The organism is Ureibacillus suwonensis (assembly GCF_042655065.1).
Taxonomy (GTDB): Bacteria; Bacillota; Bacilli; order Bacillales_A; family Planococcaceae; genus Ureibacillus; species Ureibacillus suwonensis.
Map to the genome: position 1 here is coordinate 32,577 of NZ_JBHSNQ010000081.1, position 17,608 is coordinate 50,184.

Here is a 17,608-nt window from a genome sequence, read left to right on the forward strand (position 1 = left end):
GAAATAGGAGGCAAAATTGAATATGAGTAAAATTATTGGTATTGACTTAGGAACAACAAACTCTGTTGTAGCTGTATTAGAAGGCGGGGAGCCAAAAATCATTCCAAACCCGGAAGGCAACCGTACAACTCCTTCTGCGGTAGCGTTCAAAAATGGCGAACGTCTTGTGGGGGAAGTGGCAAAACGCCAAGCAATCACAAATCCGAACACAATTCTTTCCATCAAATCCCACATGGGAACTGACTATAAAGTGAAGGTGGAAGATAAAGAATATACTCCTCAAGAAATTTCAGCAATGATTTTACAATATTTGAAAAGCTATGCCGAAGACTACTTGGGCGAAAAAGTGACAAAAGCGGTCATCACAGTTCCTGCATATTTCAATGACGCCCAACGCCAAGCGACAAAAGATGCAGGCCGCATTGCGGGCTTGGAAGTGGAACGTATCATCAACGAGCCTACTGCCGCAGCGCTTGCCTACGGTTTGGATAAATTGGAAGAAGACCAAAAAATCCTGGTTTTCGACCTTGGCGGCGGAACATTCGACGTTTCCATCCTTGAACTCGGCGACGGCGTATTTGAGGTGCTTGCGACTGCCGGTGACAACAAACTTGGCGGTGACGATTTCGACAAAAAAATCATTGACTACTTGGTGGAAGAATTCAAAAAAGAACATGGCATTGATCTATCGAAAGATAAAATGGCCATGCAGCGCTTGAAAGATGCAGCGGAAAAAGCGAAAAAAGATTTATCCAGCGCCACTACAACACAAATTTCATTGCCATTCATCACTGCGGGTCCAGAGGGTCCATTACACTTGGAAACATCTTTAACTCGCGCAAAATTTGAAGAATTAACAAAAGACCTAATTGAACGTACGATGGGACCTGTACGCCAAGCGCTTTCCGATGCTGGTCTATCCGCTTCCGAAATCGATAAAGTGATCCTTGTGGGCGGTTCTACACGCATTCCTGCTGTTCAAGAAGCGGTGAAACGCGAAACTGGCCATGAGCCGCATAAAGGGGTAAACCCGGATGAAGTGGTGGCCATGGGTGCAGCCATTCAAGCAGGGGTTATCTCCGGAGACGTGAAAGATATCGTTCTATTGGACGTAACTCCGCTTTCATTGGGTATCGAAACAATGGGCGGCGTGTTCACAAAATTGATTGAACGCAACACAACAATCCCAACATCTAAATCTCAAATTTTCACAACAGCGGCAGATAACCAACCTGCAGTGGATATTCACGTATTGCAAGGTGAACGTCCAATGGCAGCGGACAACAAAACGTTGGGCCGATTCCAATTGACGGATATTCCACCGGCTCCTCGCGGTGTACCGCAAATCGAAGTGACTTTCGATATCGACAAAAACGGTATCGTGTCTGTTAAAGCGAAAGACCTTGGCACTGGAAAAGAGCAAAAAATCGTGATTCAATCGAACTCAGGTTTATCTGATGAAGAAATTCAACGCATGATTAAAGAAGCGGAAGAAAACGCTGAAGCGGACAAAAAACGCAAAGAAGAAGCCGATCTCCGCAACGAAGCGGACCAATTGGTATTCCAAGTGGATAAAACAATCAACGAATTGGGCGACAAAATCACGGAAGATGAAAAGAAATCCGTGACGGAAGCGAAAGAAGCTTTATCAAAAGCGTTAAAAGATGGTAAAATTGACGAAATCAAATCTGCGAAAGAAAAACTTGAAGGTGTGCTTCAACCTTTGATCATGAAAGTATATCAAGAAGCTGCACAACAGGCACAAGCAAACCAGCCTGATGGAGAAGGCAAAAAAGATGACGGTGTAGTGGATGCGGATTTTGAAGAAGTGAAAGACGACGATAAATAATAAAACTGCCATGTTGGTGAAAGCGAAAGGCGGCTTGATTTGAATCACCCTCCTTCGCGCCGCCTTTTCGCCTCTTTTATCAACATGGCTGTACTATTCATCAGCGATTGGTTGTTGAATACATGGGTTGGATGAAGTCAAAGCCGTTTCTGGTCTTTGACTTTTTCCATGAATATAGACGAATTAAAACGTAACTATCGCACACGCTTGCATTAAAAATCCGATAATTTGATGAAGCGTTTGCGGCAGGTACAACATTTGGCGGTTATAACGTAAACAAAACTTTAGCATATATGATAAAATAGACGTTATGTTAAAGAGAGCGAGTGTGAGGTAATGAAACGCGACTATTACGAAGTCCTTGGCGTCAGCAAAAACGCGACAAAGGATGAAATCAAAAAAGCTTACCGGAAATTATCGAAAAAATATCACCCGGACTTGAACAAAGAACCGGATGCAGCGGAAAAATTCAAAGAAATCAATGAAGCCTATGAAGTGTTGAGCGATGATCAAAAAAGGGCACAATACGATCAATTCGGTCACGCCGGAGTCAATGGCCAAGGCGGCGGCTTCAGCGGCGGCGGATTCGGCGATTTCGGCGGCTTTGGCGGCTTTGAAGATATATTTGATACGTTTTTTGGCGGCGGTTCAAGACGAAGAAGAGATCCGAATGCTCCAAGAAAAGGGGACGATTTGCAATATCGCATGAACATTTCTTTTGAAGATGCGGTGTTTGGGAAACAAACAGAAATCGAAATTCCAAGGGAAGAAGAGTGCGATACTTGCCACGGTTCCGGCGCAAAACCTGGCACAAGTCCAAAAACGTGCGATAAATGTAACGGAACAGGGCAAATCAGCCAAGCGATTGAAACGCCTTTGGGCCGAATTGTCAATCGACGCACTTGTGGTTCCTGTCATGGAACTGGTAAAATAATCGTTGAAAAATGTCCGACTTGTGCTGGAAAAGGCAGAGTCCAAAAACGGAAAAAAATCAAAATCACCATTCCTGAAGGGATCGATGACGGACAACAATTGCGCGTGGCTGGCCAAGGGGAACCTGGCATCAATGGAGGACCTCCTGGTGATTTATACATCGTCTTCAAAGTTGGAAAACATCCTTACTTTGTACGGGAAGGAGACGATATATACTACGATTTGAAAATCACGTTCCCGCAAGCGGCTTTGGGGGATGAGATTGAAGTTCCGACCATTCATGGCAAAGTGAAATTCAGAATTCCGCCTGGCACTCAATCCGGCGCCCAATTCCGTATCAAAGACAAAGGTGTCAAAAATGTCCATGGTTACGGCAGAGGACACCAATACGTAAACGTGAAAGTCATCACGCCAACGAAATTGACAGAACGGCAAAAACAATTGCTTCGTGAATTCGCGGAAATCAGCGGCGATATTCCGGAAGAACAAAGCAGTTCATTATTTGATAAAATCAAAAAAACGTTCAAAGGTGAGTCAAAATAAGGAATCATAAGTAAAAATTGGAGTGTGATTGCAAGTGAAATGGACTGAATTATCTGTGCTGACAACTGATGAAGCGGTTGAAGCCGTTTCAAATATTTTTCATGAAGCTGGAGCCAGCGGAGTGGTGATTGAAGATTCATCAGAATATCTAAAAGAGCGTGAAAATAAATTCGGTGAAATTTACGCCCTGAATCCGGACGATTATCCTGAAGAAGGGGTGATTGTCAAAGCATACCTTCCCGCTTCCAGCTTCTTGGCTGAAACCATCGAAGAGATAAAACTTGCAATCGCAAACTTGAAAAATTTCAATATCAACGTGGGACAAAACATCCTGACAACTTGCGAAGTGAACGAAGATGATTGGGCGACTTCCTGGAAGCAATATTACCATCCGATCAAAGTATCCGAACATTTCACGATTGTTCCAACTTGGGAAGAATATGAACGGAAAAATTCCGATGAACTGATCATTGAGCTCGATCCCGGGATGGCCTTCGGTACGGGTACCCATCCGACGACGGTGATGTGTCTGCAAGCGTTGGAGAAAGTCGTGAAACCGGGAGATGTGGTCATCGATGTCGGCACCGGCTCCGGGGTTCTTTCGATTGCTTCAGCCCTTTTAAAGGCAGGCAAGGTGATTGCTTTGGATTTGGATCCCGTTGCTGTAAAATCAGCAAAAGAGAATGTAGAGCTAAATCATGTCGATTCAATCGTCGAAGTGCATCAAGGAAATCTTTTGGAGACGGTTCAAACGGAAGCGGATGTCGTGGTGGCCAATATTTTGGCGGAAGTAATCATGACCTTTACCGATGATGCGTATGGGATTCTGAAACCGGGCGGCACGTTTATTACATCCGGCATCATCGGTGCGAAGAAAGAAGATGTGAAAAGCGCCCTCGAAAAATCAGGTTTTTCCATAGAAGAAGTATTAATGCTGGAAGATTGGGTATCCATCATCGCGAAAAAATAATTTATGGAGTTGTCGATAAGACAACTCCTTATTTTAGGAGGACAGAATGCAGCGGTATTTTGTTGAGGAATCATTCAATGACCAAAAGCAAATGACGATCACCGGCGAAGCTGCCCGGCATATTTCAAAAGTCATGCGCATGCGGAAAGGCGAAAAAATTATTGTCGTTCAAAACGGTATTGCTTATGTTTGCACCATTGTTTCAATAGGTCAGGACGTGAAAGTGGAGCAGACGGGGGAAACGGTGCCATCACCGGAAATGCCCGTTCAGGTGGATATTGCTTGCGGTTTGCCGAAAGGGGATAAACTCGAGTTCATTGCGCAAAAAGGAACCGAACTCGGCATGCATGCATTGCTCCCTTTTGCAGCGGAGCGTTCCATCGTGAAATGGGATGAAAAAAAGAGCGACCGGAAAATCGAACGTTTATCGAAAATTGCCCAGGAAGCGGCGGAACAATCCCACCGAACGTTAGTGCCGAAGATTTTTCCACCTCTTTCATTCCAACAGCTCCTGGAAAGAATTCCGTTTTATGACGCCGTATTTGTTGCCGATGAAGAAGAGGCGAAGGGCGGGCACACAAGATTTGCGGACAAGCTAAAAAAAGTGTATGATAAAGAATCGAAGTCCATTTTATTTATTTTTGGGCCGGAAGGTGGACTTTCAAGGAAAGAAGTGGAAGCCTTTAAAGAACAAGGCGCAGTCACTGTTGCTTTGGGTCCCAGAATATTACGAGCGGAAACGGCACCTTTATATGTGCTTTCTGCCATATCATATGAATTTGAATGAAAGAGGTGTGTTGCCTTGCAAACTGTGGCCTTTCACACATTAGGCTGTAAAGTGAATCACTACGAGACCGAGGCCATTTGGCAATTATTTAAAGAACATGGCTACGAACGAGTTGATTTTGAAGAACAGGCAGACGTTTATGTGATAAATACGTGTACGGTGACAAATACAGGGGACAAAAAATCCCGCCAAGTCATCCGCAGGGCGATCCGTAAAAATCCGGACGCGGTGATTTGCGTGACAGGCTGCTATGCCCAAACATCCCCGGCGGAAATTATGGATATCCCCGGCGTAGATATTGTAGTCGGTACGCAAGATCGCGCGAAAATGCTTGATTATATCGAGCAGTACCGCAAAGAAAGACAGCCGATCAACGCAGTCCGCAATATCATGAAAAACCGTGTGTTTGAAGAAATGGACGTTCCATATTTTACGGACCGCACCCGCGCTTCATTGAAAATCCAGGAAGGCTGCAACAACTTCTGCACCTTCTGCATTATTCCATGGGCACGTGGTCTTATGCGTTCCCGCGACCCTCAGGCGGTCATCAAACAAGCTCAAGCCCTTGTCGATGCAGGCTATTTGGAAATCGTCTTGACCGGCATCCACACAGGCGGTTACGGACAAGACTTCAAAGATTATAATTTGGCGCAGCTTCTTCGTGACATCGAAGCGAATGTGAAAGGTATCAAGCGTTTGAGAATTTCATCCATTGAAGCTTCCCAATTGACGGATGAAGTCATTGACGTACTCCGCGAATCGAAAATTGTGGTCAACCATTTGCACATTCCTCTTCAATCCGGTTCGGATACGGTATTAAAACGCATGCGCCGCAAATATACGATGGCGTTCTTTGCGGAACGGTTGAATAAATTGAAAGAAGCATTGCCGGATTTGGCGATCACTTCCGACATCATCGTCGGTTTCCCGGGTGAAACGGAAGAAGAATTTATGGAAACGTACAACTTTGTAAAAGAACATAAATTTGCGGAACTTCACGTGTTCCCATATTCCAAACGGACAGGAACTCCGGCGGCCCGGATGGAAAACCAGATCGATGAGGAAGTGAAAAATGAGCGGGTACACCGGTTAATCACATTAAATGATCAATTGGCGAAAGAGTACGCTTCCCGATTTGAAGGGGAAGTGTTGGAAGTCATTCCGGAAGAACATGTGAAAGAATTTGGCCCAAACATGTTGGCGGGGTACACGGATAATTATTTACGCGTCGTTTTTGAAGGATCATCGGATTTGATTGGAAAATTGGTGAAAGTGAAAATCACAAAATCCGGTTATCCGCATAATGAAGGGCAATTTGTCCGCGTCCTTGAAGAACAATACCAATAATAATAAGTTGTATCGCGCATTCATCAATTGATGCATGAATGCGCGATGTTTTATTTTGGGCAATTTTCACCTTAATAAGAATGATTTTCGTATGTTATCATAAGGACAATTGGACAAGAATAAATAATACAAAAAGGAGCACTTCCTATGACAACAAACTTTGCTTCATTGATTGATCATACGTTGCTGAAGCCCGATGCAACGGAAGATCAAATAAAACAATTGTGCGAAGAAGCAAAAAAATACCGGTTTGCTTCGGTTTGTGTCAATCCTTGCTGGGTAAAGTATTGCAAAAGTTTATTGCAAGACACAAGCGTCAAAGTCTGCACGGTCATCGGCTTTCCTTTGGGCGCCACAACGACGGCGACGAAAGTTTTTGAGACGGCGGAAGCCATTGAACAAGGTGCAGATGAAATCGATATGGTCATAAATATCGGTTTTTTGAAAGCGCGTGATTATGAACGGGTAAAAGATGAAATGAAACAAGTCGTTGATGCGGCAAGTAACCGGATCGTAAAAGTCATTATTGAAACCTGCTTATTAACCGATGAAGAAAAAGTAAAAGCATGCCAATTGGCAGTGGAAGCAGGTGCCGCATTTGTAAAAACGTCCACCGGTTTTTCGTCGGGGGGAGCGACTGTGGAAGATGTCGCACTCATGCGCAAAACCGTTGGAGAGCAAATGGGCGTGAAAGCTTCCGGGGGCATCAGAAATTTATCGGATATGATCAAAATGATGGAAGCCGGTGCGAATCGGATCGGAACGAGCAGCGGAGTAAAAATTATCGAAGAAACATTGTAGTGTTTACTATTGACTTCAATTATACATTACGATATACTTTTCAAGTACACATTAAAACGCATGTTTTACGTGTATTGACGTGTGTTCGGAGGGAGGGATAAGAGATGACAAAAACTGTCGTAAGAAAAAACGAAACACTTGAAGATGCTCTTCGTCGCTTCAAACGAAATGTATCAAAAAGCGGTACAATTCAAGAAATCAGAAAACGCGAATTTTATGAAAAACCAAGTGTAAGACGTAAGAAAAAATCTGAAGCTGCTCGTAAACGTAAGTGGTCATAATTTAATTTCATATGCCCTTCGTTCGTAACACGCGTAAGATACACTTCATATTAAATTAAAACCCTAGTAATTGCTTAGACGAATACTAGGGTTTTATTTTTTTAAAATATTTTGCCAGTAAAGCCTAATTGAAGGAGTTTTATAAAAAGACATGGGAAATTCGATTTGAAAGAGGAAACCCGTATATTTTTCATGTACAATATAAGTAAGATTGAAATTGAAAATTTTGAAACTTCTGCCCCGATTGGTACGTATATGAACTAACAAGCAATTTTATTACGGAAGGAGGGAAAAAATGAATAAGCCAGGAAATTTCCGATGGATCGTCGTTTTGGCGGCATTGTTGTTTTTCATATTGCCGAATACTGCTTTTGCCAAAGAAAAAGTTTACCACATTCCAATCGATAATGAGGTGGAAAAAGGGTTATACCAATTTTTAAAACGATCTTTCAATGAAGCGGTGGAAAATAAAGCGAGTGCAATCATATTGGAAATACATACCCCTGGGGGTTATGTCGACGTTGCCTATGATATCGGAAAATTGATGGATGAAACACCCGCGAAGTTCATAGCATTTATCAATTCCAAAGCCCATTCGGCAGGCGCCTATATCGCCCTTCATTCGGATGAAATTTACATGACGCCCGGTGCAACGATGGGTGCTGCGCAAATCATCGATATGAACGGGAATGCGGCAAGTGAAAAAGCGAATAGCGCCTGGATTAAAAATATGCAAGCTGCAGCGGAATCGACCAATCGGGATCCCAAATATGCCCGGGCGATGGCGGATGCAAGTGTTGATTTGCCTGAAATGAATAGTCCGAAAGGGAAATTGTTAACATTAACAGCAGAAGAGGCATATAAAGTGGGCTATTCCAATGGCACAGTGGACAATTTGGAAGAGTTGATGTCGAAAACGGGCCTAGATGATCGTGAATTGATTACAATTCATGAATCCTTTGCGGAGAAACTCGCCAGATTTTTGACCAATCCAATCGTCGTTACATTGTTGTTGACAGCCGCTTCTTTGGGCTTAGTCATTGAACTGTTTTCACCCGGATTTGGAGCACCGGGCGTGATCGGTATCATATCATTGATTCTATTTTTCTTCGGTCACTTGGTGGCCGGTTTTGCAGGGATTGAAACGATTGTCTTATTTATTATTGGTTTTGCCCTTTTGATCGCTGAACTGTTTGTTCCTGGAGGAATTTTGGGCCTCTTGGGTGGTGCTGTCATGATTATCAGCTTGTTATTTGCCGGCAAAAGCGTCGTTTACATGGCTTATTCAATTATTATCGCATTGGCAATTGCCATAATAGGAATGGTGGTTTTAGTGAAATTTTTCGGAAAGAATTTACATCTGTTCAGCAAACTGGTGCTGAAAGATGCTACCACAACAGAGGAAGGATATGTATCCAACGTCAACCGCATCGATTTAATTGGAAAAGAAGGGATCACTGTCACTCCATTGCGTCCTGCGGGAACGGTTTTGATTGATGAAGAAAGAATCGATGTCGTTTCCGAAGGCAGTTACATCGATGTCCATACAAAAGTGAAAGTGGTTGAAGTGGAAGGATCGCGTATCGTTGTAAGAGAAGTAAAAGAGAAAGAAGGGGAAAAAGTATGATGTTTGTAGATGGATTATTTGTGACATCCGTTATTGCTATCGTATTGGCCATCATTGTTTTAGCGGTTTTCTTTACGTTTGTTCCGGTGGGATTGTGGATCAGCGCATTGGCTGCCGGTGTGAGAGTCAGCATTTTAACGCTGATCGGAATGCGCTTACGCCGTGTAATTCCTGGAAGAATCGTGAATCCGTTGATTAAAGCGCACAAAGCGGGTTTGGATGTGACGATCAATCAGTTGGAATCCCATTACTTGGCCGGAGGGAATGTGGACCGGGTTGTTAACGCTTTAATTGCGGCGCATCGGGCGAATATTGAATTGTCGTTTGAGCGGGCTGCCGCCATTGACCTTGCTGGACGGGACGTATTGGAAGCGGTTCAAATGTCCGTTAATCCGAAAGTCATTGAAACGCCGTTTATTGCCGGTGTCGCCCTCAACGGGATTGAAGTGAAGGCGAAGGCAAGAATTACGGTACGTGCCAATTTGGACCGTTTAGTCGGTGGTGCCGGTGAGGACACTGTAATTGCGCGTGTAGGTGAAGGTATCGTTTCTACTATCGGTTCAAGTGAATCCCATTCGAAAGTTTTGGAAAATCCTGACATGATTTCGCAAACAGTGTTGAAAAAAGGATTGGATGCGGGTACAGCCTTTGAAATTTTATCCATCGATATCGCCGATGTGGATATCGGCAAAAACATCGGTGCCGAACTTCAAATCGAGCAGGCGCAAGCGGACAAAAACATCGCCCAGGCGAAGGCGGAAGAACGCCGTGCGATGGCCGTTGCGAAAGAACAGGAAATGGTTGCGAGAACACAGGAAATGAAAGCGAAAGTGGTGGAAGCCGAAGCGCAAATTCCGCTTGCGATGGCAGAAGCATTGCGTTCCGGAAATTTAGGCATCATGGATTATATGAATTACAAAAATATTCAAGCGGATACAGCCATGAGAGACTCCATTGCGAATGCGACGAAAACGCAGCAGGAAGAATAGCATAAACTCCTTCGGAAAGGAGTGTTTTCATTGGAGAGTTTATTATTCTTCATCATACTAGGGCTGATCGGTTCGTATTTGAGCAGCAAGTCAAAGGGGCGGCAAGATCAATCGACGCCGCCAGTGTTAAAGCAGCCGGAAAAACGGCCAAAAGTTGAAATAAAAACTTTGGATGAATTTGCAAAGGAAATTTATCAACAATTAACGGAAGAAAAGAAAACGGAATACCAAAAAGAAACGTTGCCGAAAGTGGAAATCAAGACGGAGCAACCGAAAGTTGAGCCAGTCCAAACAAACCAGCGAACATTCAAAAAAGAACAACCGGCCAAAAAACCTGTCGTGGCCAAACAAAATATTCCTTCCCGTCAAAAAGGCACTGTCCCATCATTCTTAACTTCCAAAGAGGGAATCGTAAACGCCATCATCGCACAGGAAATCCTGGGGCCGCCAAAAGCGAAAAAACGTTAAAAAAATCATGTCCTCCCTTTTCTCCGCATATACTTGCGGAAAGGGAGGGCAGTTTTTTTTGAAAAAATTATTCCAGACCGAGCCCATTATTGAAATGATGAATTGCAGCCAAATTCGGATGATTGGAAGCTACAAATTTATCGAAGCATCACCGGAGCATTGCAGATTTTATTATGAAGGTTTCCTTGTAACGATTGAGGCTGCCTCAGTACATATCAATGTGCTACGGGAAGAGGAAATTTTGGTGCATGTTGATGAGTTGAAATATTTTGAAATGAAACGACAGGTGAAGGAAAGATGAAATTATACGATCGTCGCCCTGTAGAAATCCGTGTGTCACGCAATGAAAAAGTGCATGAATTTATTCGCCGTCTGCAGCAAAACCGGGTAAAAATTCGGGAACTGGAGTATTTGGAAGATGAGGTCAAATTTGAAATTTCCAAAAAAGATGTGTCTACTGTCCGAAAGTTGCGGAAAAAATATCGTTTGAAAGTGTCAATCCGTTATTTGCAAGAGTCCAGGATCTTCCAGAATACCGGTTGGACAATGTTCGGGCTTGCGCTCTTAGTAATCATCCCAATCCTCTGTTCACAATTCATCTGGAAAGTGGAAGTGGAAGCGGAAACGCCTGAACTCGCTGTAAAAGTCGAAAAAGTCCTGGATGAAAAAATAAAATTGAATCGCCCGTTATTGAAACGGAATCTTGTTTCAGATTTTGAAATCAGACAAACCATCATGGAACAAATCCGGGATCTTTCATGGGTCCATATCATCAAAAAAGGCAGCAGCATCACGATTGTTCCGCAACTTGCCCCAATTACGGAAGTGAAAGAAAATAAACCGGACCGGCTTTACCATTTGGTCGCTGCAAAAAGCGGCGTCATCACCCACTTTGATATTACAAGCGGCGAACGCCGTGTCATGCCGAATACGACGGTATATAAAGGAGATGTTCTTGTCTCCGGGGTTATTCAGGTAGGGGAAGACGAATACCTTGCCGTAGGCGCAAAGGGAGAAGTATACGCCGATTATTGGCTTGAAACGAATTTTGAAATTCCACGCAAAGTGCAATATATTTCCGCCACGGAAAGAAAGTGGACGATTGAATGGAAGAATAAAGAAGAAAAGGAGAAGGAACAATCGTTACAAAAAGTCAATTTGCCAAGGTGGATTTCAAATTATATCGAAGTCAAAAAAACACAAAGTTATACCACAACTGTTCGAGAACTTTCCGAGGAACAAATCGACTCATTTATCTTGCCTCTATTGCACGAAAAAATTTTACGCTCGCTTCCTCCAAAAACGATCATCAAGAAAGAAAATATTTTGCACGTTACCTTCGATGATGATAAAGTAAAAGGGAAAGTCCTATTTTTGGTAAACGAAAATATTGCGAAAGAATATCCTATTGACCAAGGAGATTAGATATGACGGAAGAATTGACAGAGTTACAAGTGGAAAACCCGAATGAAGCAGTCATGCTTCTCGGGATGGGAGATAAAAATTTAAAGTTGATTGAGGAAACGTTCAACTGTCACATCATTACCCGCGGCGAAACCATCCAAATTGCCGGAGAAGATGAACAAAAAAAACAAGTGACCATATTATTGAAAGAACTGCTAAAGGTCATTCGCAAAGGCATCAATATCGATTTAAGGGACGTTGCCAGCGCGATTGAAATGTTGAATGAAGGAACCATCGAATATTTTTCGGAATTGTACGATGTTGAAATAGCAAAAACCCACACGGGCAAACCGATTCGGGCAAAAACGATTGGCCAGCGGGAATACATAAAGGCCATTCGTTCAAAGGATTTAGTTTTCGCAATCGGCCCGGCGGGTACAGGAAAAACGTATTTGGCTGTCGTCATGGCGACGCAGGCATTAAAAAATGGACATGTCAAACGGATCATTTTAACCCGGCCAGCTGTTGAAGCCGGAGAATCCCTCGGTTTTTTGCCCGGTGATTTGAAGGAGAAAGTGGATCCGTATCTCAGACCTTTATATGATGCATTGCACGATATTTATGGAACAGAACATACCCAACGCCTCATCGAACGGGGAACAATCGAAATCGCACCCCTCGCCTATATGAGGGGCCGGACATTGGATGATGCCTTTGTCATTTTGGATGAAGCGCAGAACACGACGCACATGCAAATGAAAATGTTTTTAACCCGTTTAGGTTTCGGTTCCAAAATGGTCATTACAGGAGACAAATCCCAAATCGATTTACCAAAAAAGGTGGAGTCCGGATTAATTATTGCGGAACGTGTATTGAAAAATGTGAAAGACATCCATTTTACGTATTTGGAAGCGGGAGACGTTGTAAGGCATCCCCTTGTGGCAAAAATTATTCAAGCCTATCACGATCAAGAACTGTAAAAATGTGTACGATCCACCGTACACATTTTTATTTTTAAGAATTGATGATATCAATGAAAAACTCCCGAGAAACTGTTAAACTATGTATATACAGAATTTGGGGGTGCGAAATGGATAAGCACTTGAAGCGATTATTGGATATGTTCGGCTTTAGGGTATTATTGGTGGTGGTTTTGTCCATTACCGGGGTAATACAATTTTTTATGATGCTGGGCAATGTACTTGGAGATACATATGATGTACAAGCTTTTCAATTGGCGCCGGAAACGATCCGGGCCGTAAAAACCGTGGAAGATACGGAAAAAACGGAGCAGGAGCGGCTGGAAGCGGAAGAAGCCGTCGAACCTGTTTACGTTTTTGATGAAGAGATTGCTGATCATCGGGTTGCCCTGCTGGATACGATTTTTGATATTACGTTGGATGTAAGAAAAGAGATTTCAAACAGCAGTGCAACTTTATCAAAAGAAGAAAAGATCCAAAAATTGAAGGACAAATTAAAAGAAATCACCGAAAGCCAAACTTCCCTGCAATTGACGGACAATGATTTATGGACGTTATTGACGGCGAATGAAAAAGATTTGATTCAAACCCATAATGCTTTAATCCGGTTGGTGACCAATGTTTTATCCAACCCGATACGCAAGGAGAATGTGACGGCTGTCCGCAACGAGCTGGAAACAAAAATCCGTGGGGATGAAGAAATCAGCGAAGCATTGGTTTCCCCTTCCGTCGCTCTTGGTAAAACGGCTGTCGTCGAAACGGAAACGCTGGATGAAGAAAAAACGGAAGAGCTGAAACAGCAGGCCCGGAATTCCGTAGAGCCTGTCCGTATATTGCAAGGCCAGATCATCGTTCAAGAAGGGGAACTCATTGACCGGGAGAAATACCGTCAGCTGGAACTGTTGGGAATGACGAACAATAAAGCTTCCATCAAACCGGTGTTGGGGCTGGCCATTTTAGTATTATTGCAAATGACTTTCCTGTTTTATTTATTTGATAAACTCAACATGGATGTGCAAAAAAAGCGGAAACAGTTGGTCGTTACGCTGATCATCTATCTCATTTCGATCGCATTGATGGAGCTCATCAATTTATTGGACAACTTTGAAGTGCAGATCGGCTTCATTTTTCCATCCGCACTGGCAACGATGCTGATCAGTTTCCTTGCTTCCAATCAAGTGGCAAGTCTGGTGACAATGCTGGTTGCGGCATCGGCAGGGGTGATTTTCCAGGAAGGATACTCTGCCGTAATGCAAATGGAAATTGCGCTGTATATTTTGCTCGGAGGTTTCTCTTGCATTTATTTCATGAAATCCATTGAAAACCGTTCCGATATTCTAAAGGGTTGCGGTGTGGTTGTTATTGTAAACCTGATTTTCATTGCCATCTATTTATTGATGTCCCAATCCTATTATGAACCGTCGGAATTGTTGTTTTACGGGATTTCCGCCATTGTTTCGGGCATGTTGTCCGGCGCTTTGACAATGGGGCTGTTGCCATTTTTTGAATCAGCCTTTGGAATTTTGTCGACAATGAAATTGATCGAATTATCGAATCCCAACCATCCGCTATTGAAAAAAATCTTGACGGAAACGCCGGGGACTTATCATCACAGCATCATGGTGGCCAATATGGCGGAGGCCGCGTGCGAAGCGATTGGTGCGGACGGTTTGCTTGCGCGTGTCGGAAGCTATTATCATGATATCGGGAAAACGAGACGGCCGGCATTCTTTGTGGAGAACCAAATGTCCGGAATCAATCCCCATGATTCGTTGCCACCGGAAAGAAGCGCGGAAATTATTATCGCCCATACAACCGATGGGGCGGAAATTCTACAAAAACATAAAATGCCGCAAGAATTTATCGATATTGCCCTTCAACATCATGGGACAAGTTCGTTAAAATATTTCTTGCATAAGGCAAAGGAACAAGGGGAATTAAAAGATCCATCCATTTTCCGCTATCCGGGGCCGAAACCGCAGACGAAGGAAATCGCGGTCATCAGCATTGCCGATAGCGTGGAAGCGGCCGCTCGTTCGATGAAAGAACCGAATGCGGAAAAATTGCGGAATCTGGTGCAATCGATCATTAAAGAACGGTTGGAAGAAGATCAATTTGATGAATGCGATATCTCCATCAGGGAATTAAAAGTGATTGAAAAAGTGCTTTGTGAAACGTTGAATGGCACGTTCCATTCCCGAATCGAATATCCGAAAGACGGGAAAAAATAGAGGTTTGGCAGTTGATGTCTGCTGCGGGAGGATGTTTTCATCGGCCCGTCTCGAGCTACATGGAACCCCCTTCACCGTTTCATGGGGGCTCGGGTTACGGGCTGGCTGTTCCCGTCGGAGCCGACGCCTTCCGTTCAAAAGGGCAAATGAACAAATTATTTCTAATAAGCTATAATTGTTAAACACAAAATATTTTATATTGGATAACATTAGGAGGAACTATGACGTTAACAATCGATTTTCTGGATGAGACAAACGAATTGAGCGATGAACATATTGAACTTGTTGAAAATCTGCTGCAGCATGCGGCGAAACTGGAAAATGTCGGAGAGGCGGAAGTTTCCGTCACTTTCGTAACGAATGAAAAAATTCACGAAATCAACCGGGAATATCGGCATATCGACCGCCCGACGGATGTCATTTCCTTTGCCCTTGAAGAAATGGGGGATGGGGAAATCGAAATCATCGGCGATATGCCCCGGGTGCTTGGGGACATCATCATTTCGGTTGAACGTACGAGAGAACAAGCGGAAGAATACGGCCACTCTTTTGAACGAGAGCTTGGATTCCTGGCTGTACATGGCTTTTTGCATTTATTAGGTTATGATCATATGACGGAAGAAGATGAAAAAGTGATGTTTTCAAGACAAGAGGAGATTCTTTCATCATTCGGTTTAGGCCGTGATTTGCATGCGTAATTTTTTCCGTTCTTTCCGGTTTGCCTTTGAAGGCATCTATTTGGCAACGAAAGAACGGAACATGCGCATTCATTTGACCTGTGCATTGATCGCGATCATTGCCGGGTTGCTCTCAAAATTAAGCGTTACGGAATGGCTTGTATTAATCATTACCATTGCCCTTGTCATCGGGATGGAAATGGTGAATACAGCCATTGAAAATGTAGTGGATTTAGTTTCGCCGGAATATCATCCGTTGGCAAAGGCAGCCAAAGACGTGGCGGCAGGAGCCGTGCTCGTTTTTGCCATTGCCAGCATTTGCATTGGCATGATTATTTTTCTTCCAAAATGGTTTTAACGTAAGAGAGGTGGCGTTCCGATACATATGGATGCAAACAAGCTGTTAGAAGAAGCGAAAGTCGCCCGTGAAAAGGCGTATGCCCCTTATTCCAAATTTTCTGTGGGAGCGGCGTTGCTGACAAAAAGCGGTAAAGTTTTTCACGGCTGCAATATTGAAAATGCCAGTTTTGGCTTGACCAATTGTGCTGAAAGAACGGCTTTGTTCAAAGCGGTTTCTGAAGGGGAAACGGAATTTCAAGCCCTGCTGGTGGTGGCGGATACGAAAAATCCCGTTGCGCCATGCGGGGCTTGCAGACAGGTGATCGCGGAATTTTGTCCGCCGGAAATGCCCGTCTATTTGGCAAATATCAATGGGGATATCAAACAAACGACGGTGGAACAATTATTACCAAGTTCTTTTACATCGGAGGATATGAAAAATGCAGGAAAATAAAGCATTCAAATCAGGTTTCATTTCCATCATTGGCAGACCGAATGTTGGAAAGTCCACTTTTTTAAATCATGTGATTGGCCAAAAAATCGCCATCATGTCAGATAAACCTCAAACAACGCGCAATAAAATCCAAGGCGTGTTGACAAGGGAACACAGCCAAATGATTTTTATCGACACGCCGGGGATCCATAAACCAAAACATAAACTGGGCGAATTCATGGTAAAAGTATCAAAAAATACATTGCGCGAAGTGGATTTGATTTTGTTTATGGTCAATGCGGAAGAAAAGATCGGAAAAGGCGACGAATTTATCATGGAAATGTTGCGCGATACGGATACACCGGTGTTTTTGGTCGTGAACAAAATCGACAAAGTGCATCCGGATGAATTATTGAAAATCATCGACGACTACCGCCAGCAAATGGATTTTGCAGAAGTTATCCCAATTTCCGCATTGGAAGGGAATAATGTGGAACGGTTGCTCGAAACGATTGAAAAATATTTGCCGGAGGGGCCGCAATATTATCCAAGCGACCAAATTACCGATCATCCGGAACGGTTCATCATTTCCGAGCTGATCCGTGAAAAAGTGTTGCATTTGACGCGGGAAGAAGTGCCCCATTCCGTGGCGGTGGTCATCGATCAAATCCGCCGGGATGAAAAAAATGAAAACCTGATCCATGTCATGGCCACGATTATGGTGGAACGGGATTCGCAGAAGGGCATCATTATCGGTAAAGGTGGGAAATTATTGAAAGAAATCGGCACTTTGGCGAGAAGAGATATCGAAATGCTCCTCGGGTCAAAAGTGTATTTGGAATTATGGGTCAAAGTTCAGAAAGACTGGCGCAATAAAATCACGTATTTGAGAGACTTCGGATATCGGGAAGATGAATATTAATCGCAAGGGACAAAGGGCGGGTCTTGT

General features: G+C 43.5%; 18 protein-coding genes. All 18 read left to right on the forward strand.

The features are described from left to right. The first annotated feature begins 22 nt into the window (after positions 1-22). Positions 23-1,849, forward strand: coding sequence for a molecular chaperone DnaK (gene dnaK / locus ACFPOH_RS09975; RefSeq protein WP_342581539.1), 1,827 nt, complete (start codon positions 23-25; stop codon positions 1,847-1,849). 336 nt (positions 1,850-2,185) lie between these two features. Further along, positions 2,186-3,325, forward strand: a complete 1,140-nt coding sequence (dnaJ, locus tag ACFPOH_RS09980; RefSeq protein WP_342469193.1) for a molecular chaperone DnaJ — start codon at positions 2,186-2,188, stop codon at positions 3,323-3,325. 34 nt (positions 3,326-3,359) lie between these two features. Further along, entirely contained in the window at positions 3,360-4,295 is a 936-nt protein-coding gene (prmA, locus tag ACFPOH_RS09985; RefSeq protein WP_342581538.1) for a 50S ribosomal protein L11 methyltransferase, read from the forward strand. Between the two features lie 46 nt (positions 4,296-4,341). Continuing rightward, positions 4,342-5,082, forward strand: a complete 741-nt coding sequence (locus ACFPOH_RS09990) for a 16S rRNA (uracil(1498)-N(3))-methyltransferase (protein ID WP_390309531.1) — start codon at positions 4,342-4,344, stop codon at positions 5,080-5,082. 15 nt (positions 5,083-5,097) lie between these two features. Next, positions 5,098-6,429: a tRNA (N(6)-L-threonylcarbamoyladenosine(37)-C(2))-methylthiotransferase MtaB gene (mtaB, locus tag ACFPOH_RS09995; protein ID WP_342581537.1), complete on the forward strand. Its 1,332-nt coding sequence runs from the start codon at positions 5,098-5,100 to the stop codon at positions 6,427-6,429. Between the two features lie 147 nt (positions 6,430-6,576). Continuing rightward, positions 6,577-7,230, forward strand: coding sequence for a deoxyribose-phosphate aldolase (deoC, locus tag ACFPOH_RS10000; protein WP_342469197.1), 654 nt, complete (start codon positions 6,577-6,579; stop codon positions 7,228-7,230). Positions 7,231-7,334: 104 nt separating this feature from the next. Further along, entirely contained in the window at positions 7,335-7,511 is a 177-nt protein-coding gene (rpsU, locus tag ACFPOH_RS10005) for a 30S ribosomal protein S21 (protein ID WP_342469198.1), read from the forward strand. Positions 7,512-7,806: 295 nt separating this feature from the next. After that, complete coding sequence (locus ACFPOH_RS10010; protein ID WP_342469199.1) at positions 7,807-9,138, forward strand: NfeD family protein; 1,332 nt, start codon at positions 7,807-7,809, stop codon at positions 9,136-9,138. Next, a complete protein-coding gene (gene floA / locus ACFPOH_RS10015; RefSeq protein WP_390309533.1) occupies positions 9,135-10,127 on the forward strand; it encodes a flotillin-like protein FloA in 993 nt (330 codons plus the stop codon). The genes ACFPOH_RS10010 and floA overlap by 4 nt, the downstream gene beginning before the upstream one ends. A gap of 30 nt (positions 10,128-10,157) precedes the next feature. Continuing rightward, positions 10,158-10,595: a hypothetical protein gene (locus ACFPOH_RS10020; RefSeq protein ID WP_342469200.1), complete on the forward strand. Its 438-nt coding sequence runs from the start codon at positions 10,158-10,160 to the stop codon at positions 10,593-10,595. 58 nt (positions 10,596-10,653) lie between these two features. Continuing rightward, the gene (locus tag ACFPOH_RS10025) at positions 10,654-10,896 is read left to right on the forward strand and encodes a hypothetical protein (RefSeq protein ID WP_342469201.1); all 243 of its coding nucleotides are present in this window, start codon (positions 10,654-10,656) and stop codon (positions 10,894-10,896) included. After that, complete coding sequence (locus ACFPOH_RS10030) at positions 10,893-12,020, forward strand: sporulation protein YqfD (RefSeq protein ID WP_390309534.1); 1,128 nt, start codon at positions 10,893-10,895, stop codon at positions 12,018-12,020. Before ACFPOH_RS10025 ends, ACFPOH_RS10030 begins: the two co-directional genes overlap by 4 nt. Positions 12,021-12,022: 2 nt before the next feature. Continuing rightward, positions 12,023-12,979, forward strand: a complete 957-nt coding sequence (locus tag ACFPOH_RS10035) for a PhoH family protein (RefSeq protein WP_342469203.1) — start codon at positions 12,023-12,025, stop codon at positions 12,977-12,979. Positions 12,980-13,089: 110 nt separating this feature from the next. Beyond that, positions 13,090-15,210: an HD family phosphohydrolase gene (locus tag ACFPOH_RS10040; protein WP_342469205.1), complete on the forward strand. Its 2,121-nt coding sequence runs from the start codon at positions 13,090-13,092 to the stop codon at positions 15,208-15,210. 221 nt (positions 15,211-15,431) lie between these two features. Beyond that, positions 15,432-15,908 (forward strand): rRNA maturation RNase YbeY, encoded by a 477-nt coding sequence (ybeY, locus tag ACFPOH_RS10045; protein WP_342469206.1) that lies wholly within the window; start codon positions 15,432-15,434, stop codon positions 15,906-15,908. Beyond that, positions 15,895-16,245 (forward strand): diacylglycerol kinase family protein, encoded by a 351-nt coding sequence (locus tag ACFPOH_RS10050; RefSeq protein WP_390309543.1) that lies wholly within the window; start codon positions 15,895-15,897, stop codon positions 16,243-16,245. The genes ybeY and ACFPOH_RS10050 overlap by 14 nt, the downstream gene beginning before the upstream one ends. 27 nt (positions 16,246-16,272) lie before the next feature. After that, on the forward strand, positions 16,273-16,680 hold the full coding sequence (locus tag ACFPOH_RS10055; RefSeq protein ID WP_342469208.1) for a cytidine deaminase: 408 nt from the start codon (positions 16,273-16,275) through the stop codon (positions 16,678-16,680). Next, positions 16,667-17,581: a GTPase Era gene (gene era / locus ACFPOH_RS10060; protein ID WP_342469209.1), complete on the forward strand. Its 915-nt coding sequence runs from the start codon at positions 16,667-16,669 to the stop codon at positions 17,579-17,581. Before ACFPOH_RS10055 ends, era begins: the two co-directional genes overlap by 14 nt. Positions 17,582-17,608: the final 27 nt, after the last annotated feature.